Source organism: Ruegeria sp. YTSA168, from assembly GCF_059610045.1.
Genome location: NZ_JBXWMW010000002.1, coordinates 405,444 through 431,825 on the forward strand (window position 1 = coordinate 405,444; position 26,382 = coordinate 431,825).

A 26,382-nucleotide genomic window follows, 5' to 3' on the forward strand; every position below is an offset into this window, starting at 1 on the left:
ATCTTCGAAGTCTGCACCTAGGTTTGTCCCGTCGTTGCGGGCTTGGTTTCACCGTTCAACCGGTCAGGCGCGCCCCTGTTTGAGCATCAAACAAGTGGCAATGATCGGTGTGGATATGGATCGAAACCTGATCGTCGATTTCGGCCCGATACGTCTTGTCCGCCTTGACCGAGACCAGCGCGCCACCGATGCGAACCGAAACCATTGTGCTGTCGCCCAACAGCTCTTGGGTGTAGATCGTGGCGTTGATTTCGCCGCCGCTTTCCACGACATTCGCGTCTTCGGCGCGAAAGCCCAGGGTGATCGGGCCATCGGGCGCGTTCAACCCATGCACCTCGGTGCTCTGGGCACGGAACACGCCGCCCTGAACCTCACCATCGACAAGGTTCATCGCCGGGTTACCGATAAAGCTGGCGACAAATGTGTTTGCTGGTTCATCATAGATATCGGTCGGAGAGCCGACCTGCTGTACAACCCCTTGCTTCATGATCACCACGCGATCCGCCAGCGTCATCGCTTCGATCTGGTCATGGGTCACGTAGATGGTGGTGACTGCGAGCTCATGGCTCAGGTTCTTAATCTGCGCGCGCGTCGAAACCCGCAGCTTGGCGTCAAGGTTCGACAGCGGCTCGTCCATCAGGAACACGTTCGGTTCGCGCACGATGGCACGCGCCAAAGCAACCCGCTGACGCTGACCACCGGACAGTTCCGCCGGTTTGCGATGCAGGAAGTCATCCAGTTCGACCATGGCCGAGGCGCGACGTACCTTTTCATCATGGGAAGCTGGATCAATGCCGCGAACTTTCAGCGGAAAGCGAATGTTTTCATAGACATTCATGTTCGGATAAAGCGCATAGGACTGAAACACCATGGCGACATCGCGGTCCTTAGGCTCCATATCATTGACGCGTGCACCGTCGATCAGGATGTCACCTTCGCTCGCGTCTTCCAGACCTGCAATCATGCGCATTGTCGTGGTCTTGCCGCATCCAGAGGGGCCAAGAAGCACCAGAAATTCCTTATCGGCAATTGTCAGATCAAAATTGTCCACGCCGACAAATGATCCCCAACGCTTACCGACATTGCGAAGTTGAATTTCGGCCATTCTGTCCTCCCTTGCGCATTCATTATGCATACGCTTGCAGAAGCATAGACATTCAGAAAAGCCTATGGCAAGCTTTTTTTGCATGCGAATGCAAACTCTAAGGTCGGCACCACCAAATCATCACTAACACATTGAAAGATAATAGAATGCCATATGAATCCGAGAAAGAACTTGTCCTCGGTTTTTACGAAGCGCTGAGTCGATGTGAGAACACGTCCATTGTGGAAACACTCGCGAACCACTGCGCTGATGGGATTGTGTGGCGGGGATTCCACCCTTTCAATGAACTACAAGGGATCGATGAAGTCGCCCGTATATTCTGGCAACCGCTCAGGTCCAGCCTGACCGGTTTGCAGCGCCGGATGGACGTGTTCATGGCGGGCGCGAACGAGATCGACGGGTTCAATTCGGTCTGGGTGGTCTCGATGGGTCATCTGATGGGCTTGTTCGACACAAGCTGGCTGGGCATCCCGCCCACTGGCAAGATGGCCTTCCTGCGCTATTGCGAATTCAACAGGGTAGAGAACGGTAAGATCACCGAAACAGCGATGTATTTCGACATCCCACATCTGATGATGCAGGCGGGTCTGCAACCCTTCCCTCCGCAAACCGCCGCTCAATTGGTTCAACCCGGACCGATGACACATGATGGCCTGATGTTTGGACCGCAGCCCGCTGAGGAAGGCGTCCGGACACTGGCCACGATTAACAAGATGATCGCCGATCTTGGCCGCTGGGACAGCGGCCTAAGCCTTGAGGATGAACTGCGCCGCACGTGGTGTGAGGATATGATCTGGTGGGGGCCTACTGGCATCGGCGCGACCTACACGATCGAACGCTATGCAAAACAACACGCCGGGCCATTCCGTACGTCGTTTGCCGAGCGCTCCAAGACCAATCACATCTGCCGCATGGCTGAAGGGCACTATGGCGGTTTCTTTGGCTGGCCGAACTTCACGGCACGCCCCACCGGCGGGTTCATGGGTATGCCCGCCACGGGCAAGACGGGTGAGTTCCGGGTAATCGATATCTATCGACGCTCCGGGGACAAGCTGGCCGAAAACTGGATATTCATCGATCTTCTGCATTTCTGGAAACAACAAGGGGTCGATATTCTGGCTCGGATGGCGGAGGTAACCAGAACATGACCGATTGGATCGACGCCCATCACCATCTTTGGGACCTGAAAGCCGTACACTACCCCTGGCTAATGGCGCGAGGCGTCGAACGGTTCTTTGGTGACCCGACAGCTATTCAGCGCGACTATCCGTTGACCGAATTCCGGTCAGAGGCCGCTGCTTGCGGTATTCGCGCCTCGGTTCATATTCAGGTGGGCGCTGAAAACGGGCTGCAAGAGGCCCAATGGGTGCAATCCGTGGCCAATGCCAACCCGGACTGGCCCATGGCTCAGGTGGTGTTTTGTGATCTGACGTCACCGGATTTGCCCGCGCAGCTGGACCGTTTCCAAACATTGCCAACGGTGCGGGGCGTTCGCCAGATCGTCGGCCGCGCCCCGGGTGAGGATGCACAGACAGGCACCAACACGCTGCTGGATCACCCAGATTTCCTAAGCGGCTTGGCGCAGGCGGGTCAGCGCGGTCTGAGCTTTGATCTGCAACTCATTCCTGAGTTGATGGGCAAGACCGCCCGCGTGTTGGAACAAGCGCCTGACACGCCTGTCGCCCTTTGCCACGCGGGATCACCCCATGACCGCAGCACAGCCGGCCTGAAGGACTGGGCCCAGCGATTACGCAGCCTGTCTGATCTGCCCCATGTCACCTGCAAACTGTCTGGATTGGGGATGTTCGATCATTGCTGGACCATTGATAGCATTCGCCCGATCATCGAAGAATGCCTGAATCAATTCGGGCCTAAGCGCGTCATGTTCGGGTCGAATTTTCCCGTCGACAAGCTTTATGGCGACTACACCACGCTGATGCGCGCATATCAAAAACTGATCCCGGTCGACGCGCACTCGGCTGTTTTTCGAGAGACTGCCGAGCGCTTCTATGATCTCAACCCATTTGCGCGAGATGCTATCACTGAGAGCCGCTACTAGCCTGTAGCAAAACGCATCTCACCAACTGGTCATAGTGGATCACATCAGCCAGACCATGGTCACCTGTTTACTGGTGCAATTGCGAAGCCGCTGGGCGATCACACAGATGTGCCAAGCGCTTCGCAAATCCCGAAAAACTGCTTTCGCGCCAAGCCCATGTTGCTCGTCTTTTTGTCGAAAACAGCAAAGAACACAGCGTCTCCCGCACCTGTCTTGCTCACAAACACAAAATACTCGCTGAGTTCGAGCTGTATTTGTGTCTCATCTGAAACCTGACCTTGGTAGAAAGGCTGGTGCGTCAGCGTTTTCAGGACGTCCTCGGCAAACACAGAGATCGCAGTGCAGATGTCTTTTTCACCATAGAACAAGGTTTCCGATCCCGACGCCTCAGGATACAGCAGACCCGCCGCGCAGATTGCTGGAACCGTCTTGAGCCGGTCCTCAAGCCCAACGCTGCCAGGTGCCTCACCCTCTTCGACTTCGGGTCTATCCACTTCTACACTTTCGACCGGAGGGTCCGACAAGACACCACCGACCAGAGTCGACAAAAGAGCCGACCCACCTGTTCCCTGCCACCCTTCTTCTTCATATTGAGAGAAGTCGATCAGATCGCTGTCACCATACATAAAGTGGAAGTCTTCGAAATAGTCCTGCGCTTCGGCCTGTAGCCGTTTCAGGATCTTATCCCGATCCGAGTGCGATTTCAGCATATCGGTTCTGGACACCACCGCGAGCCGACGCGGCGGGCAGTACTGCGCCAGCTTCTGAACTGCGTCCCGCTCACTCAGCCGCCAGGCTTGCGAGGCGATGGTGGTCCAAATCAGCGTATCGGCGTCCCGTATGATCGCCTGGGCCTCGTCGCTTATTCTGGAGCTTCGATCCGTCGGAATCTCAGCGATTTCAACGGAGTTCAGATGTGTCTTTGTATGAAACACTGTCAGGCTGGTAATACCTTTCAGGTCGCGGCACTGGGAAAAACTGGTGAATATGGCCTTGCCACCGGATTTGAACCTCGCCAGAATACCCGCCTGTTTTGCGTATCGAAAGATGATGAGCGGGCGCTCACCACTGACCAACCCATAAGACAGGGTGGTCTCGCGCAACAGCGTGTTGATGACGGTCGATTTTCCAGAACCAACCTCACCGCACACAACAACCCTATGCGCCGAACGCGTGACTTCCGGTAGTGGCATCTCTCTCACCGCGTCAAAAGACATTCCTGATCGCCTACGCACTCATTGGCGTCGAATAGGACACCTTGCTCTCTATCGCGGTCAGGGCATCCAACTTGCTTTGGGCGCTCGACCGCTGCTTGCGCAGCTTGTCAGACAGCAATGACAGGTTTTTCGGAGATTCCACAAGCTCCATGAGCGTTTTCTTGTCCCGCTCGAGCAAGCTGATGTATTTTTCGACCTGGCTTTCCGCCAATCTCGAACTGACCAGAACTTTACCCATTGCTGCGTCAAACCGCTCGGACAGGGCCATGGCATAGGCATTCAGAAGGTCAACAAACCCGTTATACAGCTCGTCTTTCATCAGAGTCTGGATGGCCGACATGGATTGATCCACATCTACTTTGTTTTTCTTCCAGAATTCCCAGCTGCTGCGCAGGTAGACAGTTGCTTCAAGGGACTTCTTTTTCAGTACAAGCGAAGACGAGAAGCCGCGATTTGGCAAATCGTCCAATGAAATCGCCTTGGCCTGCTCCCCAAGCGAGCCGCTGATCGTGTCGAGGGAGGCCCGTTGATACGCGGCAACGATGGCATCAATTCTCTCGCGGGTGTCGTCATAGGCTTTAGAGGCCAATTCGCGGATCGAAGCGCCAATTGGCAGGATATCGATCTCGAATCCCACCGGCTTGTCACCTGACTCGCTGGCCCCCAGAAACAGGTTTTGAACGACTTCTTTCTGCGTTTCCACAAAGGTTTGGATTTCCTTGTGAAACTGCGCATCCAAAAAGTCCCGTGCATCCAGGATCGTGGACTGGGCCTGGCTTTCAGCACTTGTTTTCAGGCTTTCAAACTTCGCGGCAACTTCGCGAACCAGCTCTACTTCTTTGTCAATTTCGCTGACCGCCGCCAGAACGTTGTTGGATTCGACCTTGTTCAGATGCGCCTCGATTGTTTCATGCTCTCGCTGCGCGGACAGTTTCAGGCTGTTAACCTCGGTATCAATGTCTCGGGCCAACCGGTCGATACGCTGGGTCCCGTGTGGGCTGTCCATCAGGTCGGAAATCTCGCGCTTTACAGCGTCGAGCCCGACAAAACGCGCGATCTTTTCCTCATATGTCCGCAGCCCGCCGGCCCCGACTGCATCGAGATAGGCATCCAGCTGTTCCGGCTCCAATACATCTTCAAGCTTGTGACCATCGGACAGATGAGCCCCCAAATACGCGCTGCCTGCGATCACCGTGAAATTTGATGCGGGAATAGCCTTGGACAGTCGAAGGGTTACGTCTTCGATCACCTCGGGGACTTCGGTTTCGTATCGGCTGAGTTCGTCAATACGGTTGATGAAGATGATGATGTGCTTGTCATCCTGCGCGGACAACGTGTTCAGCAGCGCAAGATCCACGTTGGTCAGTGCCTGATGCACGGACAGGACCATCAGATAGATATCGGCAGTATCGAGGTTTCGGCACGTGTATTCATCCCGCACCAGGAACGGATCGTTCACCCCGGGCGTGTCCGAGATGATGATTGGCGACAGGAATTCCGGCTTGCGCATATAGATATCCGCCTGCTTGGTCAAAGCGGAATAGCGGCCAGAGGACGAGGTCGCCTCACTCCCGTCCGCCTCAACCCCGACACAGACATAGCGGCCCATCAGATCCGGGGTCAGAAAGTCATATTCATGTTTCGATCCAAGCAGCGCATCATAATGCTTACCCAATCGCTTTTTGGCGGCCGACTGCAATTCCTGCCCCTGGCTCTTCAGAACTTCGCTGTCGAAACCAGGTAGCATCTCGGCCAATTTCTGGAACGCCTCTGGCGATTCTTCGGTAATGCGTTTCCAATCATGGTCATCAAAAAATTCGAATGACGCGCCTTGTGTCGGATCACCCGGCACATTGATACGCAGATTGGTTATGGCGGATGTCCAGGGGTTCACATCTGTAGGGAACAGACCTGTCTCACCAAGAAACGCGTTCAAAAAGGTGGATTTTCCAGATTTAACCTGCCCAATGATCGCAACCCTGGTTGCGCAGTTCTTGAAACGGGTTTTGATATCGGCAAGCCGTGAGTTCGATTTCAGATTGCTTGCTTTTTCCAATTCAGACAACACATCGCGGATACTGTCGATTTTCTTCTTTTGCAGAGGTGCGATGTTCATGTGTTTCCTACCTTTGGATTATACTCACATAAAGCTTCGTGCTGGGATCGAACGCGGCACAGAAGGGTACGTCTAAAGTTAAGCCGCCGCCATGATCAGGATTTTAAATACGCGAACCTGACTTCGGCCGGGGGGGGGTGGCTGGGTGGCATGACGCCACCCAATACGCACCTTAGATGCTCAGGGTTTCTTCAACTTTACGTACGTTCAAACGTGCCATCGCAAGGTTTGCCTGTTTCTTGCTCAGCGCAACATAGATGAAGATGCTGGAGTTCGACGACAGCGGACGGATCAGGTGATACTGAGTGTCCAGAGTGATCAGGATGTCTTCGATCTTTTCTTTCAGACCCAGCGCTTCGATGGCTGCGTTCTTTGCGCGGACGACTTCAGTGTTGGCAGCGCCAGCAGCTTCCAGATCGAATTTACCGGCACCTGCTTCGGCGGCCAGCATCATGCCGGATTCACTATCGACGAGGCATGCGCCGATGAAACCGGCGATATCTTTGAGTGGTGAGATGTCAGTGGACATGTATTTCTTGCTCCATGTTTTGGTAGGCAAGATTTGGATATCTATTGTGTCAAATTCGAGGTAAATGGGTGTTTAGAACGGGGTTTGTGCACCACTCACTAACCAGTGACTTTATCTCTCCATCAGGTTTTTCTTTCTCACAAAACTTACATTAATATCAATGTGATATAAAGAAATTCCCTTGAAACAAAAGATGATTAGAGTGCAGGAATTTCTTATCCTTTAGGTTGAATCGCCAAAAAAGTTGCCGCAAGGGCAACCTTAGCCATGACAATGGCACGCAACGTCGGGCACTCAGTTTCATGTCCGCATAGATACTGCGCGGGGATGATGCCCGCGCAGTTACTCGCAGCGGCGAGGACCTGTCCAGCAACACGCGCAATCGTCTCTGCCTAAAACAGTGCAACACTGATCAGATTATGCAACAAAGCGGCCAACGCCTCGAACACAGGGAACTCTTATGAACCACTTCAAAGCCGTCGTATTTGACTGGGCAGGAACAATGGTTGACTTTGGCTCATTCGCGCCAATGGGTGTTTTTGTCAAAGCATTCGCGCAGTTTGATATCAAGGCCACCATCGAACAGGCGCGCGCGCCCATGGGGGCGCCGAAGTGGGATCACATCCGCACAATGATGGATATGCCAGAGATTGCCGCGCAGTGGACGGCGAAGTACGGCGCAGCCCCGTCAGACGCAGATGTCGACAAGGTCTATCAGGTCTTCGTTCCGATGAATGAAAAAGTGGCCGCCGACTATGCTGATCTTGTTCCCGGAGGCAAAGCCGCGATTGATGAGCTGCGGGCGATGGGCCTCAAGATCGGTTCAACAACGGGATACACCCGATCCATCATGGAGCATGTGCTGCCAGTGGCAGCGCGCCAAGGGTACGCGCCTGACAATCTGGTCTGTTCGGACGACTTGCCCGAAGGTCGCCCCGGCCCTTTGGGTATGTATAAATGCATGGTCGATCTGGTGGCCTACCCACCGTCAGCGATCATCAAGGTCGATGATACCGAACCGGGCATCAAGGAAGGTGTCGCTGCTGGCTGTATTACTGTCGGGGTGTCCCTATCGGGCAATGCAGTTGGCAGAACACCCGAAGAGTTGAGTGCGCTGTCAGACGCAGAAATCGATCACCTTCGCACGCGCGCAACACAGATACTCAAGGACGCCGGGGCCGATTACGTCATCGACACAGTGGCCGACCTGCCCGCTTTGATCAGGCAGCTGAACGCCGCCGCCTGACGCAAACTGAACCTTCTAAAAGAGGTTTTGCGCATCCCAGATATCTACGATGTCTTTTTGATAAAATGTCACGTGGTTGTCACGCGTGACCGCTAAATCAAAATTCATTCGGATGAATCAGATATGACACGCAAAACCTGGACAACTATTCGGGACGAGATCGTCGATGACATTCGCACAGGCCGATTGTCAGCCGGGGATCAGTTGCCGACAGAAACGCAGCTTGCAGACCGGTTCGCACTTGGGCGCCATTCGGTGCGTCGCGCGCTGGACGCCCTGGCACGGGACGGCAAGATCAGCATCGAGCAAGGGCGCGGCACCTTTGTTGCCGAGACCCCACGGTTGACCTATCAGATCGGCAAGCGCACACGGCTACGCCGCAATCTGATCCCACAAGGGGTCGATGTTTCAAGCCAGTTGATCTCGGCAGCGCGGGTCCGCGCACCGGATGCTGTAGCGCAGGCGCTGTTGCTCAACTCTGGCGCGCTTGTCATTGAAAGCCATCGGATCACGATGGCAAATGATCTGCCAGTTGCCTTTGGCACCTCGTATCATTGCGGAGAACGGTTCCCGGATTTCGCCGAACGGCGGGATGTGCTGGGGTCAACCACTGAAACCTATCGATCCTACGGCATACTTGACTATGTGCGCCAACAAACCTCGATCTACTCCCGACCGGCAAGATCAGAGGAGGTCAAAAGGCTCAAGCAGCATGCCGATGTCCCCGTGATGGTTGTCGCGGCAGTGGATGCGACTCTGGATGGCACACCGATATCGCACAGCCGGGTGATCTGGTCCGCCGCCCGCGTGACCTTCACGATGGAGCATTCGGATGGATAAGACCCTCGGCACATTGGCCCGCGCCAATGCCGAACGGCTCAAAGCCTTTGCTGAAACGCTGATTGATGATCTGGGTGAGATTGAGGTCCTGCAATCGCGCAGTGGGTTGGTGATGCTGCCAATGCGGGACACCGCACAGGGTGTTGCTTTCCATCTGGGCGAAGTTCTGATGAGCGAGGCACATATCCGCAAAGCAGGCATAGACGGCTATGGCATGCGCCGGGGTCATGATCTTGAGGCCTCGATGGCGATGGCGCTGATCGACCTGGCATTGGCAAGCGATGTGCGGGCCGACGATTGCATCGCCTTTTGTGACCGCGAGGCGCAAGCGCTTGAGCAGCAGGATGTGGAAATGATGCGCCGCGTCGAAGCCACCCGCGTGAATATGGAGACGTTCTGATGCGGGCCACTCCACTTCCCAGCGCTTCGGAAACACTGGAAAACTCGGCCTTTGATGCGCTGCTCTGGGCGCTCAGCCGCCCCGGATCGATCCAAACGCTTCCTGCGCCCGCCGAGGCATCGATTGTTGCCGCGCTGCTGGATCGCGAATGCCGCGTTCATTCCGCTGATGCACTACTGGTGCCGGAAATCATGCGCAGCGGCGCCGAGATCGCCCAGATTGATCAGGCCGATCACGTGTTTCTTGGCGCACTGACATCCGGCGCGGCGATTGATCACGTGGCATTGGGCAGCGATCTTTATCCGGATGACGGTGCAACCGTCATCATCCGCGCGAAGATCGGGGCCGGCCCGGCGCTGCGCCTGACGGGTCCTGGCGTTGACGGAACAGTCGAGCTGCGGATCGACGGCCTGCCTTCTGGTTTTTGGTCCACCCGTGCAGCGCGAATCCGCTATCCGATGGGGTTCGATCTGTTCGTTGTGGACGACACCCAGCTGCTTGGCGTACCGCGTTCCACCACGGTCGAGGTGATCTGATGGCCTATGTCGCAACACGCGGCGGCGAAAAAGCCATCGAACAGTCCGAGCGCTTGTTCCGTGAGGCCATGGGCCCTTTTGAACGTGACCGCGTCGAGGAGATCAAGACCAGCCTGCCCTATCTGATCGACCGGGTGATGGGTGAGGCCTCGCTATATGACGAAGACCTTGCCGCGCTGGCATTGGCGCAGACGGGCGGTGAGCTTTATGAGGCCGTATTGCTGTTGCGTGCCTGGCGCACGACGCAACCACGCCTGAGCGTCGCAGCCCCTGTCGAACAGGATCAACTGTTCACGCATCGGCGGATTTCAGCGGCCTTCAAGGACATTCCGGGCGGGCAGGTTTTGGGGCCAACACTGGACTACGCGCATCGCATTCTGGCCACTGATGTGTTGCAGGGTGAACCCTATGCGCCGGAGCCCGTTGATCCGGCGCCGGAACCGTCGTCCGCCTATCAGCCTGCAGTCAGCGCGTGGCAGGCGGAAAACGATCTGTTGGACTTGCCGGAACAGGATGCAACCTCTGGCAACGATGTTCCCGACCTGACGCGAGAGCCGTTGCTGTTCCCGTCCAAACGGGCGCATACGCTACAAAGCCTCGCGCGGGCAGAAACCGGCGGTGTATTGGCCCTGGGCTATGCGGCCATGCGTGGCTATGGGCCGGCGCATCCAACCGTAAACGAGTTGCGGCTGGCCGAGGCTGAGATCGCGGTTCAGCATCCCGATGGGCGTCAGTTCTCTGCCGGGCGTGTCAAAGTCAGCCAGGCTGAGGTCGTCGACAAAAAAGGCGAAAAGCTTGGCATCGGATACGCTGCGACCTTTGGATGGAACGAGGTCAAATGCATCGCCGCCGCCACGCTGGACCTCAACAGTCCCGGGGCTGAAAAAGGTTCTGCGACCGAAGAGGAGTTCTTCCTTTACCATACCGAAGGCGTCGAAAGCTCGGGCTTTTGTATTCACTTCAAACTGCCGCATTACGTCACGTTTCAATCGTCGCTTGATGCGATGCGCGATGCAAAGGCGAACAAAGCGGCGAACGCCTCTGAAACGGAACCTGCCGAATGACCCTTGCCGCATTGACCAAGCCCTGGGAAGCGCTGAGCTATGGCTTTCTGGATGGATCAGCCAAGCGCGAACTTCGGCGCAAGATGCTGAAATCCGTCGCCGTGCCCGGATGCCAGATGCCCTATGCCAGCCGCGAAGTGCCGATGGCGCGTGGATGGGGCACGGGTGGATTACAGGTGTCTCTGACACTGGTGAACCCCAAAACCTGTGTCAAAGTCATCGATCAAGGCGCGGATGACAGCGTCAACGCCGCTTCAATTCGCCGCTTTATCGCGCGCGTTGCGGGCACGCCGGTGACGATGGACACTCTGGAGGCAGACCTGATTCAATCGCGCCACCGCATCCCCGAAGAGATTTTGCGCGAGGACCAGATCCTTGTTCTGCAGGTGCCCAATCCCGAACCCTTGCGCCCTGTCCAGCCAAACATGTCGATCGCACGGCAGATGCATGCAGATGCGGATTACGGGCGGATGTGGCTGCAACTCTATGAACAGATCGTGCGGTCGGGCCGCGTGATGCAGGGCGCGTCCTATCCCAGCCTTGTGCATGGGCGGCATGTGATGACGCCCTCACCAATCCCGCGTTGGGATGTGCCCAAGCTGCATATGGCCAAGCACCTGACCATCCTGTCGGCAGGCCGTGAAAAGCGTATCTTTGCCGTTCCACCTTTTACGCGGGTCGAACCGTTGGTGTTTTCAGACATTTCCTATCGGGTTGAAGATCACGGGCACCTTACCTGCACCCGGTCGGGCACGCGGGGCTTCTTCATGAACGAAATCCCTCAGGATAACGGAAGCTCGACCTACGAAGTATCCGACAGCGAATGGGGTGTGAAAACCATCCGCGCGCGCGATGGCGAGGGCGAAACGCGGGGTGAGACCTGGTACCAGGACGGAAAGTTACCGCAATGACCATCACGCTTGATGCCCCTCGCCTTGTCGATACGCGCCCCCTGCTGGAAGTGCGCGATGTCAGCAAATCCTACGGTCCCGTACAGGCCGTGCACAGTGTTTCCGCCCATGCTTATCCCGGTGAGGTTCTGGGTATCGTTGGCGAAAGCGGATCGGGGAAGTCGACGCTTTTGCGGATGATGAACCTCGAAGAAACACCGGATTGTGGCAGCTATACGCTGGACCTGCCCGATGTTTCCGGGAATCTTTTTGATCTGGACCGTTTCGCGCGGCGCATGTTGTGTGCCACCAGGATCGGCATTGTCTATCAGAACCCGCATCTGGGATTGCTGATGAAACATTCGTCTTCCGGTAACGTTGCAGAACGTCTGTTGGTCGCGGGCGAGCGCAACTTTGCCACGCTGCGAAAGGCTGCAACCGAGGCGCTTGATGCCTCTGAATTTCCGCTGGATCGTCTGGACGCGCCGCCGATTGAGCTGTCGGGCGGCATGCAACAGAGGGTGCAACTGGCCAAGGCCATCGCGCTGGAACCCGCACTGTTGTTGCTGGATGAGCCGACCACGGGGCTTGATGTCAGTGTGCAGGCGCTGGTGCTGGATACGCTCAAGCGTCTGCAACAGGATCGCCGGATCACGATGGTGATCGTCAGCCATGATCTGGGTGTCATACGCACGTTAGCCGACCGGGTCATGGTCATGCGGCGGGGCGAAGTGGTTGAGACCGGTCTGGCAGACCAGATCTTTCAGGATCCGCAACACGCCTATACACAGCAGCTGGTGCACGCAAAACTATGACGCAGGTTCTGGAAATTCACGGCCTCACCAAGGGTTTTTCGCTGCATCACCTCCGCAAAGAAATCGGCGCGTTCGAAGATATCTCATTCAACGTGGCCGCCGGAGAGTTCGTGTTGCTGAAAGGGGCCAATGGCGCGGGAAAATCCACGCTTTTGCGCACGCTCTATCGGTCTTACCTGCCGCGCGCAGGTCAGATCAGATTTCATTCAAGCCATGGGTTGATTGATCTGGCACGCGCAGCGGATGTGGATATCGCCCATCTCCGGCGCACCGAAATTGGGTTTGTCACCCAGTTTCTGACAGCCCGCCCACGGGTCAGCGCCGAGGCCATCGTCGCCGAACCCCTGCGCCTTGCCGGTTGGGACGCTGATGCTGCGCTGCATGCGGCGCGCAAGGCGCTTGAGACATTTGGGGTCAAACCCGACCTTTGGGCCGCCTATCCGACAACGTTTTCCGGTGGTGAGCAGCAAAAGGTCAATCTGGCCCGTGCACTGATCCTGCCGCAAAAACTGCTTATGCTTGATGAACCAACAGCCTCGCTCGACGCGAATGCGCGGGCGGCGTTGGTGGCGCGCCTGAAAGAGCTAAAACAAGAAGGCACCGCCATGATTGGCGTGTTTCATCACCCCGATGACGTGATGCATCTGATCGACCGGGTTGTCGATCTGACCCCGAACGCAACACCACAAGAGGAACGTGACGATGTGGCTCTCTGATATGAAGATCATCCTGGCCGACCGGGTAATCGAAAATGGCAGCCTGCGCATCGAAAACGGAGTGATCGCCGAGCTTTCGGAAAGCAGCGGAACGCCATCCGGCCTCACACTCTTCCCCGGTTTCATCGACATGCATGGCGATATGATCGAGTTGGAACTTGAACCACGCCCCGGGGTCGATTTCCCAATGAACGTGGCAGTGGGTCATCTGGATGCGCGCTTGGCTGCGTCAGGGGTCACCACCGCTTATGCGGGCGTTTCTTTCTCGCGCAATGCGAAAGACGGCGAACGCAGGTCTTTCGATCATACCAGTACGATTATCCGGGCATTGAAGGACAATATTCAGGGTCTGCGTGTCGATCACCGAATTCATGCGCGGTTTGATATGACATATACCGACGCTATCGCCGCACTTGAGGGGCTGTTGCAAGCGCAGGCCGTCGATCTGGTGTCGGTGATGGACCACACACCGGGCCAGGGCCAGTATCGCGATCTGGAAAAGCTTGTCGCCTATCGGACCCATGACGGGATCACAGCGGAACAGGCCAGGGCGAATGTTCAGGCCCAGATTGCAGCCGCGACACCGACCGAGCAAATCTTGGAAAATCTCAATAAAGTGTCGCGCCTGTGCAAAGGCTTTGGCATCGCCATGGCCAGCCATGACGATGATACCGTCACCAAAACCAATCTTATGGCGGATATCGGCGCTGTCATCAGCGAGTTTCCGGTAACGATGGAAGCCGCCGAAACGGCCGCTGATCGGGGTTTGATGATCGCCATGGGCGCGCCAAATGCGATGCGCGGGCAGAGCTATTCGGGCAATCTGTCCGCACGTGACGCACATGCTGCCGGGTTGCTGCATATCCTTGCCGCCGACTATCACCCGGCGGCCATTCTGCCTGCTATCCGCGCCCTTGCACCTGCAGACCCAGGCGGTCTGGCCGGTGCAGTCCGTCTGGCATCGGCCAACCCTGCACGCGCGCTTGGATTGGCCGATCGAGGAGAAATCGCGGTGGGCAAGCGTGCGGACATGGCCGTTGTCGACGCGTCGGATCGCGTTGTGCACACCTTAAGCGCAGGCAACACGGTCTTTTCGAACGGGTCGGTTGTGTTGAGCTCTGAGGCACAGCGGGTCGCAGCTGTAGCGTAATCAAACTTTTACAAATCAGACTCCGTGACGTCACACATACAGGTGATGGTCTGCGCATAATTCATTCGGATGAATCGCCATGACCGCTGCTCTGACCCTGTCAAATGTCTCGAAAACCTTTGGTGAGACACATGCCGTAGATCGTGTTTCGCTGGATATCGCGCCCGGACAGTTTGTTGGTGTCATCGGCCGCTCGGGCGCGGGCAAGTCGACCATGCTGCGCCTTATCAATCGACTTATCGACCCCACGCAGGGGTCGATTTCGTTTGGAGGCGCCGAGATCACCAGCTTGCGAGGCAAAGCACTGCGCAACTGGCGGCGCGATTGCGCAATGATCTTTCAACAATTCAACCTTGTGGATCGCTTGGACGTTCTGACCAACGTCTTGATCGGGCGTTTGGCGGAACACGGCTTTTTCAGCTCGATGGCGATGCAGTTCACCGATGCGGAACGCACCATGGCCCTACAGGCGTTGGACCGGCTTGATCTGGTCCCGCAAGCGCTGCAGCGGGCGGGCACATTGTCGGGCGGTCAGCAACAGCGCGTAGCCATCGCCAAAGCGTTGGTGCAACAGCCGAAAATCATGCTGGCGGATGAGCCCATCGCCTCTCTTGATCCGGCGAATGCAACGCTGGTCATGAACGGCCTGCGTGAGATCAACCAAGAAGACGGCCTGACCGTTCTTGTCAACCTGCACACACTGGATACCGCACGCGCCTATTGCGACCGGATCATCGCGATGCGCGCGGGTCGCATCTTCTTTGACGGAACCGCAGCACAGCTTACCGACGATGTGGTGCGCGACATATACGGGCTGGAAGGCCTGCGAGAATTCAATGAGGCGGTGACGTCGACCCAATCCGTCGCCTTGCCTGCCTGACCAAAGATCCAATCGCCAAACCAAACCCAGGGGGACCTGAACATGAAATACCTTGTAACCACTGCGCTAGCCGCCCTAATGGCAACCTCAGCCGCTGCTGACTGGAAAGATGACTATCAGGTCATCAAATTCGGCATCCTGTCGGGCGAAAATGAAAAAGACCGGATCGCCCGGTACACCCCATTCGAAGAATATCTGGAAAGCGAACTGGGCGTCGAAGTCGAAATCTTCACCGCCGGGTCCTATGACGGCGTGATCCAAGCCATTGCTGCCGACCAGATCGAATTCGCCTTCTTCGGCTCATCCTCATATGCCGCGGCCTATACCGGGACCGAGGGCAAGGTTGAACCACTTGTCTCGCGCCTGCGCGAGGATGGGTCCACCGGATATTACTCGGTTGTGGTGACCCGTTGCGAAGACGGCTACAACAGCATTCAGGATCTGGAAGGCAAAGTGCTTGCTTTCGCTGACCCCGACAGCACCTCGGGCTACGCGGTGCCCTACTTCAACATTGCCAAAGAAGTTGACCCCAAGACCTTCTTCTCGGCCATTCCTTTCTCGGGCTCTCATGAAGCTGGCGTTGCTGGTGTATCGCAAGGCACCTTTGACGCCGCTGCGACATGGCAGAACAACGCGGTCGACGGCCGTTGGCAGCGCATGATCGAAAAAGGCATGATCTCCGAAGGTGAGATCTGCCCGATCTGGGAAAGCCCCGAAATCACGTCTGGCCCCTTCACAGCCCGCAAGAACATCCCGCAGGAGCTGAAAGATGCGATGAAGGATCTGGTTATGACGATCCCCGAAAAGAACCCCGAAGCCTTCAAGGCCATGACCGGTGAGGTCGAAGATGCCCCGAACCCTCAGACCGGCTGGATCGAAGTCGACCATGATCGCTATCAGTGGATTGTAGACATGCGCGACTGGCTAAAAAAGCAGCGCCGCTCATAAAGCACACATGACCTGGACCCTCGCCCATCTGGCGGGGGTCTTTAGTTCTGGGGGTCTCAAACATGGTTGCTGTTGCGGATGTGACGCCACTGCGTCCTGTCGATCAGTTTGAATTGGACTATGCCGCGCAGCGAGGGCGAGCAAAACTAACCTGGTTGATCGCCAGCATCCTTTTTCTTGCCTTCTTCACGTTTTCCGCGTGGCTTGGCGATTTTTTCAAAGTGACTCAGGTCACAACGTCTGATGGCGCACGCGAGTGGCGCTGGATCATCCCGGCTGGCATTCCGCGCCTGGGTGAATTCATCGAAAAGACCCTGCCGGTATTGCATTGGGACAGTCTGGGCACCGATCTGGCGGAATGGTTCTGGCGCTGGAAAACCTGGCTGAACCTGTTGATCGAAACCATTCTGATCGCATTCATGGCCACAACGCTTGGGGTGATCGGCGGCTTTCTTCTGTCTTTCCCAGCCTCACGCAACCTGGCGCCAAACAAATGGGTTTTGTGGATCAGCCGCCGGTATCTTGAGATCGCCCGCACCGTGCCTGACCTTGTCTGGGCCCTGATCTTTGTCTTTTGCTTTTCGGTTGGTCCGATGGCTGGTGTGTTGGCCATTGGCCTGCATGCAACCGGAGCTCTGGGCAAGCTTTATTCCGAAGTGAATGAAAACATCGACATGCGCCCGCTGGAAGGCGTGAAAGCCGCTGGCGGAACCTGGTTCGACCAGATCCGATATGGAGCAGTGCCACAGGTGCTGCCGAACATCATCAGCTACACGTTGCTGCGGTTCGAAATCAATGTGCGCGCTTCGTCGATCATCGGATATGTCGGTGCTGGCGGGCTGGGCCAGGAGTTCCGCGAGGCGCTCTCCTTGCAGGAATACACCGATCTGTCAGCGCTGTTCCTGATTATCTTCACGACAGTCATGGTTATTGACTACGGCTCGGAAAAACTGCGCCACCGTATCATCGGCCTTGAGAAAGGACCTGCGACATGACCCCGACGGATGCGCACATTCGACAGATGATAGCCGAACATCCCCGGGCCTTCCGGGACACAGCCGTCATCCGGGCCCGGAAAATCGCACTTTGGGTCGGGTTCTTCGGTCTGTTCGCCTGGTGCCTTTACGATTTCAATTTCTCACCCGAACGTATCTGGACCGGCTTGCAACGGTTGGGGCGGGTCATGTCCTTCATGTTTCCCCCGCATCTTTGGGCTACCTGGGCCGAATGGCTTGAGGTGTTCCGCGCATTGGGTGAAACCATCGCAATGGCGTTCATGGGTACGCTTCTGGGGGCCATCGTTGCCTTTCCGCTGTCTTTTCTCGGAGCCAAGAACATCAACCGGATTTTCTGGCTGCGTCAGGGTTCACGGCGGTTCTATGACGTCATTCGCGCGTTCGAGACGCTGATCCTGGCGCTGATTTTCATTCGTGCCTTCGGGCTTGGACCACTCGCAGGTATCCTTGCTATCGCCGTGTCCGAGGTTGGCACCTTCTCAAAACTGTTCTCAGAGGCGCTGGAAAACACATCGCGGCGCCCGGTCGAAGGGGTCGTGGCCTCAGGCGGGTCACGCGTACAAGCCATCCGCTATGCGATCATGCCGCAGGTTCTGCCGGTGCATCTGTCGGTTCTGCTGTATAACTTTGAATCCAATGTGCGCTCCAGCACCATCCTAGGGATCGTCGGCGCGGGTGGTATTGGCTTTATGCTCAGCGACCGGATCAGCGGCTATTTCTGGGATCAGGCCTGGACCATCATCTTCATGATCATCGCCATGGTCTATCTGATCGATTACCTTTCTGCCCGTATCCGCACAAGGGTGATCGGCAAATGGGAAGGCGCGCACTAAACGCGCTGCCTCAGCTGTGATTGGAAAACCCATGTCCGGAGCTGGATCAAAGAACCCGCTAAGCGAAACCCCAACAATTCATGACGGCGCAATTGTCGATGATTGCGAGTTGGGGATCTGGACGGAAGTGGGAAGAAACACGGTGATGAAGTCATCCTCGATGGGGGACTATTCCTATATCACCCAGTCGTGTCACGTTGTGTGGACGACAATTGGCAAGTTCTGCTCAATCGCCAATTCAACGCGCATCAACCCGGGCAACCATCCGACCTGGCGCGCGGTTCAACACCATTCGGTTTATCGAGCCCAGGCCTATGGGCTGGGCGAGGACGATCACGATTTTTTCGAATGGCGTAAGAAAAACTGGGTCACCATCGGCCATGATGTCTGGATCGGTCACGGGGTGACGGTCACTGCAGGCGTCAATATCGGCACCGGGGCCGTTATCGGAGCCGGGGCCGTCGTGACGCGCGATGTGGATCCCTATACCGTGGTTGGTGGCGTACCCGCGCGCTTTATCAAACGCCGTTTCAGCGCGGCTCAGGCCGAAGCTTTGCAAGAGATCGCCGTCTGGGACTGGCCACGCGAGACATATAAGGCGGCCCTGCCTGACATCCGCGCCCTGGATATCGACGCGTTCGTTGAAAAATATCGCTGAGAACTGCCCTGCCCTCACACGGCGTGCCAATGGCTTGGTTCAATAGACGAATTTCGCGAAGGTCAGGCATGTCTTGACCCGAAATGACAACATACAATGTTCATCACTGTGCGGCTCCAACAGGTCATGCAGTTCAGCGGAGAAATCCGCGATATGGTCGCCCAGCTTCGAACGCGTAAAGCTGTTTCGGGAATGTTGGCATTGAACAAAGCCCTCCACGGATTGCTCGAACGGTTCAGAAATCAAATCCTGCGTCTCTATGATCTTCATATGATCTTCATGACGTTGCCGTGTCGCCGACCATTCCTTTGACCCCAGCGGCAGTCCTGTCACTTCGGGCACCCATTTCCTTAGAAACGCCTGCCACTCAGCCTCCCATGGTGGGTCGAACGCTTCGTCCCCTGCAACAATCGCAACCAGATGATCTGGGCTTAGGTGAGGATGCAGGTTTACCTTCAACTGCTCAACATCCATCCAATGAATGCTTGACGCAAACGTCACCATGTCGAATAGCCCGTCCAGCGGCGCATCTTCGGCCCGTGCGCAAACCCATTTGAGGGTCCTAGCCTGGCCGTTTTCAAGGGTCTTGCCCAAGGCAATCATATTTGCAGATGGATCAACCGCTACAACCTCGTCAAAAAACTTCGCCATCGGACGGGCGATTTTGCCTTCGCCACAGCCCAGATCCAAAAGACGCCCGTTTGGGCGCACGTGCTGCGCCAGCCTCTCGTACACCGCGGACGCGTACGGAGGGCGATGCACATAGGGCTCAGCAACCTCGGCGGCCATGAACGACCTGCCGGACAAATCACGCAGGCCCTCGCCGTCACGTATGGTTCCTGCCATCGGTTACTCCACCAGCCCCATCTGTTGCAGATAGGAAAAACCCGCCGGGATGTCGGATTTCCGGCGCAGCTCAAGCACCAGATGCGGGGCCGAGTTGCATTCTGACAAAGCTCGGAACACTTCGGGCCAGTGGATTTCGCCTTCGCCCGGGGCCCAATGGCGATCCGCATGGCCATCGAGGTCTTGCAGATGGACATGTTTCAGCTGATCGCCCGCATCCCGAATAAAGTAGTCCACTGGCGGTGCGCCGGACATACGACGGGCCAGATGCGCGTGGCCTGTATCAATCGACACGGCGACGGCACTGCTGTTGAAACTATCGACCATTTCCCGGCGGGTCGCGGGATCGACATCAAAGATGTTCTCGATGACCAGCGTAATGCCCAATTCCTCGGCCGATTTGACAACCGGGGTCATGACATCGTGGATCCGAGCCAGCTTTTCTTCCTTATACCCAAATGTGTTCAGCCGGTTCCAGGCATACCAGCGGGCATAGGGTGAATGCAGGACCATCTGGCGCGCGCCAATCCGGTCCGCCGCTTCCAGCGCCCTGAGATACCGGGCGGTGATCAGCGGTCGCAGCTCGGGGTCCTTGTTGTCCATATCCAACCCCTCATAGGGTCCATGCATCCCGCGTCGCCCCTGGAATCCGTTCAGCGCGGCTTGCACCGCGGCAATCCGGTCGTCGAGCTCGGTGGTCAGTTCTGCATGACGGCTGAAGCCCTGAAGCTCCAGATCGCGGTTGGCGTCAAACAACCAGTCGCGATGATCTGCGATTTCGTGCGGGGCCAGGCAGGCACCAATCTTAAGCGGGGTCATAGGTTGGGCTCTTTCTTGATTTGCGGGCGTCAGGGATGAAAAGCGAAGTGAGAATGGCAAGGCCGAGGATTGCGCTCATGGCGGCAAAGCTTGTCCAGCCTCCGAAATGCTGGGTGAGAAAGGCAAAGGCGAACGGGGCCGATGCATTGGCGGCCATCGAAACCGTGTTGATCCAGCCAAGCCGGGCGCCGTATCCCTTCTGGCCGAACAGCGCGAGCGGCAGCGTGCCGCGTGCAATCGTCTTGATCCCGTCGCCCATGCCATAAAGGGCTGCGGCCAGGATTACGCCGGGCACCGTGAATCCCACCGTCAGAAGTGTCAGAAACCCGGCCAGCATCAGGCCAAGCGCCAGTATATAGGTGATACGGGGATAAAGGTTGCGGCTGATCAGCAGTTCAAGAAATCGCCCCACCGTTTTGAACGGTCCGATCACCGCGCCCGCCAGAGCCGCCATCGCGGCGCTGTGGCCAAGGTCCTGCACATTGGAGACCCAAAGCGTCATCACCGCACCCATCAGGTAGCCTGAGAACACGAATGAGGTCACCATCCAGAGCATTCCGGTTTTGCGCTCTGCCTCCTCCAGTTCGGGCCAATCCGTCGTGTTTGCCGAAGAGGGCGCGGCCAGATCACGTTCGGGGCCGCGCAGACAGAACCAATGTAATGGCACACAGATCATAAGATAGGCGCACCCCAGGATCAGCCAGGCGCTGCGCCAATCAACCGCTTGATACAAGGCCAATGTCAGCGGCCAGAAAATCGTCGACGCGACCCCGCCAAAAAGCGTGATAATCGTGATCGAGCGCTGTGGCGATACGGACAGATCAAGCCGCGAGACAGCAGCAAATGCCACGGGGTAAAGGACAAACATCGCTGCGGCCTCGATCAGCAGAATGCTTGTAAACAGACCGACCCGCCCCTCGGCCAGCGACAATGTCATCGTGGCAAGGCCAGCACAAAAGGCCCCGCCGCTCATGACAAAGCGCCCGCCGAATCTGTCTGTCAGGATACCAGCCACCGGGGACATGAAACCACCCAGAAACAAGGCAAGGGACAGGACACCGAAGATACCCGAAAGCGTCAGGTCAAGCGCGCCTGTCATCTTTGGCAACAAGATGGCATAGGCGTAGTACAGAACGCCATAGCCCATGATCTGGCTGACCCCAAGCCCGATGGCCGGCCAATGATCGCGCTGAATCATCCCTGCGGCCATGCGCGGTAGGCACAGAGCCCGGCCACCCAGGTTCCTTGAACTGCAGGGGTATGCCCTTGGGGCCAGTCCACAAGCACAAGATCGGCCCGTTTGCTGACAGAAATCTCACCCCGATCTGACAGACCCATGCCTCGGGCCGGCCCAGATGAAACAAGCGACCAAAGCGAGAGCCGATCAGCCCTTTTTTCGCGGTCCAGCCGATCTATAGCGGCCAGCATTGCCGGGTAGTAGTAGTCTGACGCAAGCATGTCGCAATACCCCGCCTCGACCATATCCGCCGCACCGAGAGATCCGATATGGCTGCCGCCACGCACTGCGTTGGGCGAGCCGAAGACGATCATGTCCCCGTCAGCGCGGGCCTGCTCAACCGGATCCATCGACATCGGGAATTCCGACGCAGTCACCCCAAGATCGTGATAGAATCTGCGGGTTTCGGCCTGAGTATCATCATGGCTTAACATCGGGATACCCTTTGCGCGGGCTTTGCGCGCCAGTGTTTTCATCGTGTCCACCACCTCGGGCCGTCGATCCCAGACCTTGTGCACCAATTCCTTGTGGTCGTCATAATCAAGGCCGGACCGTTCGGTATGTTTGCGGTAGCGTGCCTCGAACAATGCGGCATCCTGCAAATCCATCACTGCAAAATCCGGGTTATGCTCAAAAAGCCGGTCCTGAATACCGGTGCTGTCGCTGCGCATCGCCATCGACAGGTGATCGTTGAAGGCAAGCGACGGTTTCAGATCGGCCTCCATCGCCCACTCAAGCGTTTCCAGTGCTTCAAACGCAAAGGTTTCCCAGCGCAACTGAATTCGGTTTTCAACCGTCAAGCGCGGGGCCAGATCCCGGATAGCCTCGATCATCATACGTCCACGTTCAACACTACGCAGACCCGGTTCGTAGCTCAGCGTGATCGAATGATAGGTCGTCGCAATCCCGTTGGCCGCCAGTTGCCGGTCGGTCTCCAGAACCGCCGTCTGAACCGGAAAGAAAACACCGGGGCGCGGCATCACCTGACGCTCGAACGCGTCGCCATGCACGTCGATCAGCGCAGGTGCCAGCACCTTGCCCCGCGCATCGATTTCTTCGCCCTGAACCGGGCCACCGATTTCCACAATCACACCCGTATCAATGGTAACGGTTGTCTCAATAATCTGACTGGGCAGATACACCTGTGCCCCGACAAAGGTCTGGGTCATGCCTGACGCTCCAGAATGAGATGCCAGTGCCACGAACCCGGTTTTTCATGTTCGCGGTCTTCCATCCAAAGGACTTCAAAGCCCTGAAACAACGCCAACATCTCGACCGCGCCGCAATAGTAGTGCGGGTGGCGTTTGTCCGAGCTGTCTTCGTCAAACACCCAGGTGTTGCGCGAAATCTCGCACGGATCGTTCAGCTTTTCGCGGTCAATCCACAACCGGCGTTTTGACAGCATGGTCAGCATGAAGGTGCCGCCGGGCTTCAATACACGCCGGATTTCCCCGATCGTGTTCAACAGCACCGTCTCATCCCCATGATAGATGACATTCCAGCTGAGCATATGATCAAAGCTGCCATCCTCGAATGGCAAATCATCCATACGGCCCAGTTTGGTTGTTACCCCTGTCTTGGCCTTCTCGATCTCAGCCAGACCTTCGGGCGCAGCATCAAGGGCGGTGACCGCAAAACCGGCGGCTTGCAAAGACAATGCGTGCCTGCCCACGCCCGCCCCAAGGTCGAGGATTGCAGCGCCCTTCTTCAGTGTTTCTGCCCATCGTTTGACATCGGGTTCCGGCGTCAGCCATTTCGAACCTTCTTCGATCTCGTCCCAAATCTTGTTCCAATGCCGGTCGGCGGTGTCGGTCTTCAACGTTGTTCTCCAATAATCTTGGTTCGGGCCCAGCCCGAAACTTGCTCGATTGCGATGACAACCACAGCGATCATCAGGATCACCGTCATTGCCGTGGGATAGTCAAAAAGATCAAAACCAACCTTCAATTCGATCCCAATGCCGCCCGCGCCCACGAGCCCCAGAATGGTCGAGGATCGCACTGCCTTTTCCAGCGCGTAAAGCGATGTTGAGACAAAGGCAGGCATGGCGGCGGGGATGGTTGCACAGGCCACAACATCCAGCTTACGGGCCCCGGTGGCCGTCAGACTTTCAGCCGGACCCTTGTCTGCGGCTTCCATATCATCCGCGAAGAAGCGACCACAAAAGCCAACGGTATCAATGGCAATTGCCAGCAAACCCGCAAACGGGCCCAACCCAACAGCCACCACAAACACCAGCGCCCAGGCGATATCAGGCACAGCGCGAATAAATCCCAGCACCGTTCGGACGGTCTGGTTGATCCATGGCCCAGCGATCAGATCGCGGGCGGCCAGCAGCGCGATGGGAACCGAAACAACTACGCCGATCACGGCCCCGGCTAGTGCGATCTGCAAGGTTTCCAACATCTTCCAGCCCAGCCTGGCCAGAACCATGGGCTCCAGGTTCGGAGGAAAAGCGCGGTCCAGAAAGTCAGCGAAACGCGGCGGGGATGAAATGACCTTCTCGACCGAAAACCCGGCCCCCGCGAAGGACCAAAGGATAATGGCCAAAGCCGCAGCATAGCCAAGGAACGCCAACGCCGACGGACGATCATACCGGGCCGGAGGTGCGATATCAGTCATAGAGCCCTCTCAGATCTTCTGCTTTGATGCTCGCGGCCCGCGCGTCAAGCTTCATGCGCCCATCCGCCAGCCCAAGGATCCGATCGCCGTAGTGCAAAGCGTGTTCGATATTATGCGAGATGAAGATAACCGTGACGCCTTCCTGCCGCGCAAGCGCGAAGAACAGGTCCATGACGTCCTCGCCCGCGGCCGGGTCCAACGAGGCTGTGGGTTCATCCGCGATCAGGATTTTGGGTTGACCCACCAAGGCACGGGCAATCGCCACGCGCTGTGACTGCCCGCCCGAAAGCCGGTCGGCCCGCCGGGTCGCAAGATGGGCCAGCCCGACCTTTTCCAGCGCAACCATCGCCGCCTCGCGTGACGCGATTGGGGCAAAACTCTGGCTCCAATGGCGCAGGCCCGGACGTTGGCCCAACAGGCCCTGAACCACGTTCGACAGCACCGAAAGCCGAGGCACGAGGTTGTGTTTCTGCGACACAAGACCCATCTGCGCCCGCATCGCGCGCAGCTGTGCCAAACGCGCCCCGGCCACTTCGGTGCCCAGAACATTGATCTGCCCCCGATCCGCCGGGATCAGACCCAGAAGACAGCGCAGCAGAGTGGACTTTCCTGTGCCATTTGCACCGACAATGGCAACCGCCTCGCCACGCGACAGACCAAAAGAGACGTCCTGAAAGATGGGCGTACCCGCGAAACTCCTGGCAAGTCCGCTGACCCGTAAATCCACAGGGAGAACCGGAGCAGATACCTCTGCCCCGGTCCCAATCTTCACGCCTGATGCGCGCGTCGGTGTATAAAGATCAGTCACCGATGAAATTGTCGAACTGGGGGTAGCCCGCGTTCGAATACATGGACCGCACATAGTCATATGCGCTGTCTTCAATCTCAACCAGGTCCATGCCGACATATTTGTCGTTCTCTTCATGGGCGGTGATGCCCGCGATGATGCTGGCCTTATTGTCAATGATTGCGCGCTGCACCTTGGCGGCGGCATCAGCGGGCACATGTGCGCCGACCATAATCATGTCATTCGGCAGGTCGCCCGAACGCGCAAGGATTTTGAAGAAGCCATACGGCAGTTCGGTTTCCTTGTTGCGCACGTTGAGCCAGGATCCTGCATTCGACCCCAGCGCATCCACATCACCGTTTTTCAACGCTTCATGCGCAATGTTGCGGCTGGTATGGGTTTTCTGGATGTCGTTGACCGGATCAAGACCATAATCGGCAAGAACCTGCATCGGGCACAGCATATTGGATGTCGATCCGATGTCACCAAAAGCCACCGTTTTGCCTTTCAGGTCGGCAACTGTGTTGATGCCGCTATCTGCGCGCACCACGATGGCGCAGTGATAGTCCGGCCGACCCAGACCAACGATCGGTGTCGCATTGGTCAGCTTGTTGATAACCACGTACTCAGCCGGACCCGAAACCACGAAATCAACCGTCTCACCGCGCAGGGCTTCTGCAGCTGCGGTGCGCGAGTTCACGGCGAAAAATTCAAAGCTGTCGCCGGTAGCTGCTTCAAGCGCGTCTTTGAACGGGCCCCACTCAAGCTGAAGGCGCTCCATGCCTTCTACGTCGGTGACCGCAAGCTTCCACGTTTCGGCCTGTGCTGCGACCGCAGCCATAACCGCCAGCGCCACGCCGGTAAGTAAAGAACGAAATTTCATGGTGATTCCCCCACTGTATGAAATTCATCCGAATGATTCAGAGGGAATGAAACGTAGGCATGACAACGGCGTAACGTTCTTGTTTCAAACAGGTCGGCGCGCTTAAGTTGGCAAAAGACCAGTTTCCGCAGCCGCACGGCGTTCGTATTCGGGATCGCGAAAACCAGCGC

At 57.0% G+C, this 26,382-nt stretch carries 28 protein-coding genes; 16 read left to right on the plus strand and 12 right to left on the minus strand.

Annotated features, from left to right (window positions below; translation table 11 throughout):
- Positions 1-55 precede the first annotated feature (55 nt).
- Complete coding sequence (locus tag AC2FFE_RS05635; RefSeq protein ID WP_496817931.1) at positions 56-1,105, minus strand: ABC transporter ATP-binding protein; 1,050 nt, start codon at positions 1,103-1,105, stop codon at positions 56-58.
- 146 nt (positions 1,106-1,251) lie between these two features.
- Between AC2FFE_RS05635 and AC2FFE_RS05640 the strand changes: the two genes are divergently transcribed.
- Together AC2FFE_RS05640 and AC2FFE_RS05645 are read left to right on the plus strand one after the other, a co-directional pair.
- Complete coding sequence (locus AC2FFE_RS05640; RefSeq protein WP_496846111.1) at positions 1,252-2,253, plus strand: nuclear transport factor 2 family protein; 1,002 nt, start codon at positions 1,252-1,254, stop codon at positions 2,251-2,253.
- A complete protein-coding gene (locus AC2FFE_RS05645; RefSeq protein WP_496846112.1) occupies positions 2,250-3,164 on the plus strand; it encodes an amidohydrolase family protein in 915 nt (304 codons plus the stop codon). The genes AC2FFE_RS05640 and AC2FFE_RS05645 overlap by 4 nt, the downstream gene beginning before the upstream one ends.
- A gap of 98 nt (positions 3,165-3,262) precedes the next feature.
- Here AC2FFE_RS05645 and AC2FFE_RS05650 read toward each other — a convergent pair whose 3' ends face one another.
- From AC2FFE_RS05650 to AC2FFE_RS05660, 3 genes are all read right to left on the minus strand, one after another.
- A complete protein-coding gene (locus tag AC2FFE_RS05650) occupies positions 3,263-4,381 on the minus strand; it encodes a P-loop NTPase family protein (protein ID WP_496846113.1) in 1,119 nt (372 codons plus the stop codon).
- A 10-nt stretch (positions 4,382-4,391) separates the two neighbouring features.
- The gene (locus AC2FFE_RS05655) at positions 4,392-6,497 is read right to left on the minus strand and encodes a dynamin family protein (protein ID WP_496846114.1); all 2,106 of its coding nucleotides are present in this window, start codon (positions 6,495-6,497) and stop codon (positions 4,392-4,394) included.
- Between the two features lie 172 nt (positions 6,498-6,669).
- The gene (locus AC2FFE_RS05660) at positions 6,670-7,026 is read right to left on the minus strand and encodes a roadblock/LC7 domain-containing protein (RefSeq protein ID WP_496817925.1); all 357 of its coding nucleotides are present in this window, start codon (positions 7,024-7,026) and stop codon (positions 6,670-6,672) included.
- A 460-nt stretch (positions 7,027-7,486) separates the two neighbouring features.
- On the opposite strand from AC2FFE_RS05660, the gene phnX reads away from it, so the two are divergent.
- From phnX to AC2FFE_RS05730, 14 genes are all read left to right on the plus strand, one after another.
- A complete protein-coding gene (gene phnX, locus AC2FFE_RS05665; protein WP_496846115.1) occupies positions 7,487-8,272 on the plus strand; it encodes a phosphonoacetaldehyde hydrolase in 786 nt (261 codons plus the stop codon).
- A 123-nt stretch (positions 8,273-8,395) separates the two neighbouring features.
- Positions 8,396-9,112: a phosphonate metabolism transcriptional regulator PhnF gene (gene phnF, locus AC2FFE_RS05670; protein ID WP_496817923.1), complete on the plus strand. Its 717-nt coding sequence runs from the start codon at positions 8,396-8,398 to the stop codon at positions 9,110-9,112.
- On the plus strand, positions 9,105-9,512 hold the full coding sequence (locus AC2FFE_RS05675; protein ID WP_496817922.1) for a phosphonate C-P lyase system protein PhnG: 408 nt from the start codon (positions 9,105-9,107) through the stop codon (positions 9,510-9,512). The genes phnF and AC2FFE_RS05675 overlap by 8 nt, the downstream gene beginning before the upstream one ends.
- The gene (gene phnH / locus AC2FFE_RS05680) at positions 9,512-10,048 is read left to right on the plus strand and encodes a phosphonate C-P lyase system protein PhnH (RefSeq protein ID WP_496817921.1); all 537 of its coding nucleotides are present in this window, start codon (positions 9,512-9,514) and stop codon (positions 10,046-10,048) included. The genes AC2FFE_RS05675 and phnH overlap by 1 nt, the downstream gene beginning before the upstream one ends.
- Complete coding sequence (locus AC2FFE_RS05685) at positions 10,048-11,112, plus strand: carbon-phosphorus lyase complex subunit PhnI (RefSeq protein ID WP_496817920.1); 1,065 nt, start codon at positions 10,048-10,050, stop codon at positions 11,110-11,112. The genes phnH and AC2FFE_RS05685 overlap by 1 nt, the downstream gene beginning before the upstream one ends.
- Complete coding sequence (locus AC2FFE_RS05690) at positions 11,109-12,023, plus strand: alpha-D-ribose 1-methylphosphonate 5-phosphate C-P-lyase PhnJ (RefSeq protein ID WP_496817919.1); 915 nt, start codon at positions 11,109-11,111, stop codon at positions 12,021-12,023. The genes AC2FFE_RS05685 and AC2FFE_RS05690 overlap by 4 nt, the downstream gene beginning before the upstream one ends.
- Positions 12,020-12,817: an ATP-binding cassette domain-containing protein gene (locus tag AC2FFE_RS05695; RefSeq protein WP_496817918.1), complete on the plus strand. Its 798-nt coding sequence runs from the start codon at positions 12,020-12,022 to the stop codon at positions 12,815-12,817. The genes AC2FFE_RS05690 and AC2FFE_RS05695 overlap by 4 nt, the downstream gene beginning before the upstream one ends.
- Entirely contained in the window at positions 12,814-13,533 is a 720-nt protein-coding gene (locus tag AC2FFE_RS05700) for a phosphonate C-P lyase system protein PhnL (RefSeq protein ID WP_496817917.1), read from the plus strand. The genes AC2FFE_RS05695 and AC2FFE_RS05700 overlap by 4 nt, the downstream gene beginning before the upstream one ends.
- Positions 13,520-14,683 (plus strand): alpha-D-ribose 1-methylphosphonate 5-triphosphate diphosphatase, encoded by a 1,164-nt coding sequence (locus AC2FFE_RS05705; RefSeq protein ID WP_496817916.1) that lies wholly within the window; start codon positions 13,520-13,522, stop codon positions 14,681-14,683. Before AC2FFE_RS05700 ends, AC2FFE_RS05705 begins: the two co-directional genes overlap by 14 nt.
- A 79-nt stretch (positions 14,684-14,762) precedes the next feature.
- Positions 14,763-15,563 carry a phosphonate ABC transporter ATP-binding protein gene (gene phnC, locus AC2FFE_RS05710; RefSeq protein WP_496846116.1) on the plus strand — a complete coding sequence of 267 codons (801 nt, stop codon included), beginning with the start codon at positions 14,763-14,765 and terminating at the stop codon, positions 15,561-15,563.
- 42 nt (positions 15,564-15,605) lie between these two features.
- Complete coding sequence (gene phnD / locus AC2FFE_RS05715; RefSeq protein ID WP_496817914.1) at positions 15,606-16,511, plus strand: phosphonate ABC transporter substrate-binding protein; 906 nt, start codon at positions 15,606-15,608, stop codon at positions 16,509-16,511.
- Positions 16,512-16,573: 62 nt separating this feature from the next.
- Complete coding sequence (gene phnE, locus AC2FFE_RS05720) at positions 16,574-17,506, plus strand: phosphonate ABC transporter, permease protein PhnE (protein ID WP_496846117.1); 933 nt, start codon at positions 16,574-16,576, stop codon at positions 17,504-17,506.
- Positions 17,503-18,360, plus strand: a complete 858-nt coding sequence (phnE, locus tag AC2FFE_RS05725) for a phosphonate ABC transporter, permease protein PhnE (RefSeq protein ID WP_496817912.1) — start codon at positions 17,503-17,505, stop codon at positions 18,358-18,360. Before phnE (AC2FFE_RS05720) ends, phnE (AC2FFE_RS05725) begins: the two co-directional genes overlap by 4 nt.
- Before the next feature lie 31 nt (positions 18,361-18,391).
- The gene (locus AC2FFE_RS05730; RefSeq protein WP_496817911.1) at positions 18,392-19,018 is read left to right on the plus strand and encodes a DapH/DapD/GlmU-related protein; all 627 of its coding nucleotides are present in this window, start codon (positions 18,392-18,394) and stop codon (positions 19,016-19,018) included.
- A gap of 39 nt (positions 19,019-19,057) precedes the next feature.
- Here the strand turns inward: AC2FFE_RS05730 and AC2FFE_RS05735 are convergent, their stop codons facing one another.
- Genes AC2FFE_RS05735 through AC2FFE_RS05770 form a run of 8 tightly spaced genes read right to left on the minus strand, consistent with a single transcriptional unit; the run spans position 19,058 to position 26,212 of the window.
- A complete protein-coding gene (locus AC2FFE_RS05735) occupies positions 19,058-19,864 on the minus strand; it encodes a class I SAM-dependent methyltransferase (RefSeq protein ID WP_496846118.1) in 807 nt (268 codons plus the stop codon).
- Positions 19,865-19,867: 3 nt separating this feature from the next.
- The gene (locus AC2FFE_RS05740; RefSeq protein ID WP_496817909.1) at positions 19,868-20,683 is read right to left on the minus strand and encodes a sugar phosphate isomerase/epimerase family protein; all 816 of its coding nucleotides are present in this window, start codon (positions 20,681-20,683) and stop codon (positions 19,868-19,870) included.
- On the minus strand, positions 20,670-21,881 hold the full coding sequence (locus AC2FFE_RS05745; RefSeq protein WP_496846119.1) for an MFS transporter: 1,212 nt from the start codon (positions 21,879-21,881) through the stop codon (positions 20,670-20,672). Before AC2FFE_RS05745 ends, AC2FFE_RS05740 begins: the two co-directional genes overlap by 14 nt.
- Positions 21,878-23,089: an alpha-D-ribose 1-methylphosphonate 5-triphosphate diphosphatase gene (locus tag AC2FFE_RS05750; protein ID WP_496846120.1), complete on the minus strand. Its 1,212-nt coding sequence runs from the start codon at positions 23,087-23,089 to the stop codon at positions 21,878-21,880. Before AC2FFE_RS05750 ends, AC2FFE_RS05745 begins: the two co-directional genes overlap by 4 nt.
- On the minus strand, positions 23,086-23,739 hold the full coding sequence (locus tag AC2FFE_RS05755) for a class I SAM-dependent methyltransferase (RefSeq protein ID WP_496817906.1): 654 nt from the start codon (positions 23,737-23,739) through the stop codon (positions 23,086-23,088). The genes AC2FFE_RS05750 and AC2FFE_RS05755 overlap by 4 nt, the downstream gene beginning before the upstream one ends.
- Entirely contained in the window at positions 23,736-24,542 is an 807-nt protein-coding gene (gene phnE, locus AC2FFE_RS05760; RefSeq protein ID WP_496846121.1) for a phosphonate ABC transporter, permease protein PhnE, read from the minus strand. Before phnE (AC2FFE_RS05760) ends, AC2FFE_RS05755 begins: the two co-directional genes overlap by 4 nt.
- The gene (locus AC2FFE_RS05765) at positions 24,535-25,350 is read right to left on the minus strand and encodes a phosphonate ABC transporter ATP-binding protein (RefSeq protein ID WP_496846122.1); all 816 of its coding nucleotides are present in this window, start codon (positions 25,348-25,350) and stop codon (positions 24,535-24,537) included. The genes phnE (AC2FFE_RS05760) and AC2FFE_RS05765 overlap by 8 nt, the downstream gene beginning before the upstream one ends.
- A complete protein-coding gene (locus tag AC2FFE_RS05770) occupies positions 25,343-26,212 on the minus strand; it encodes a phosphate/phosphite/phosphonate ABC transporter substrate-binding protein (protein WP_496846123.1) in 870 nt (289 codons plus the stop codon). The genes AC2FFE_RS05765 and AC2FFE_RS05770 overlap by 8 nt, the downstream gene beginning before the upstream one ends.
- Between the last annotated feature and the right edge of the window lie 170 nt (positions 26,213-26,382).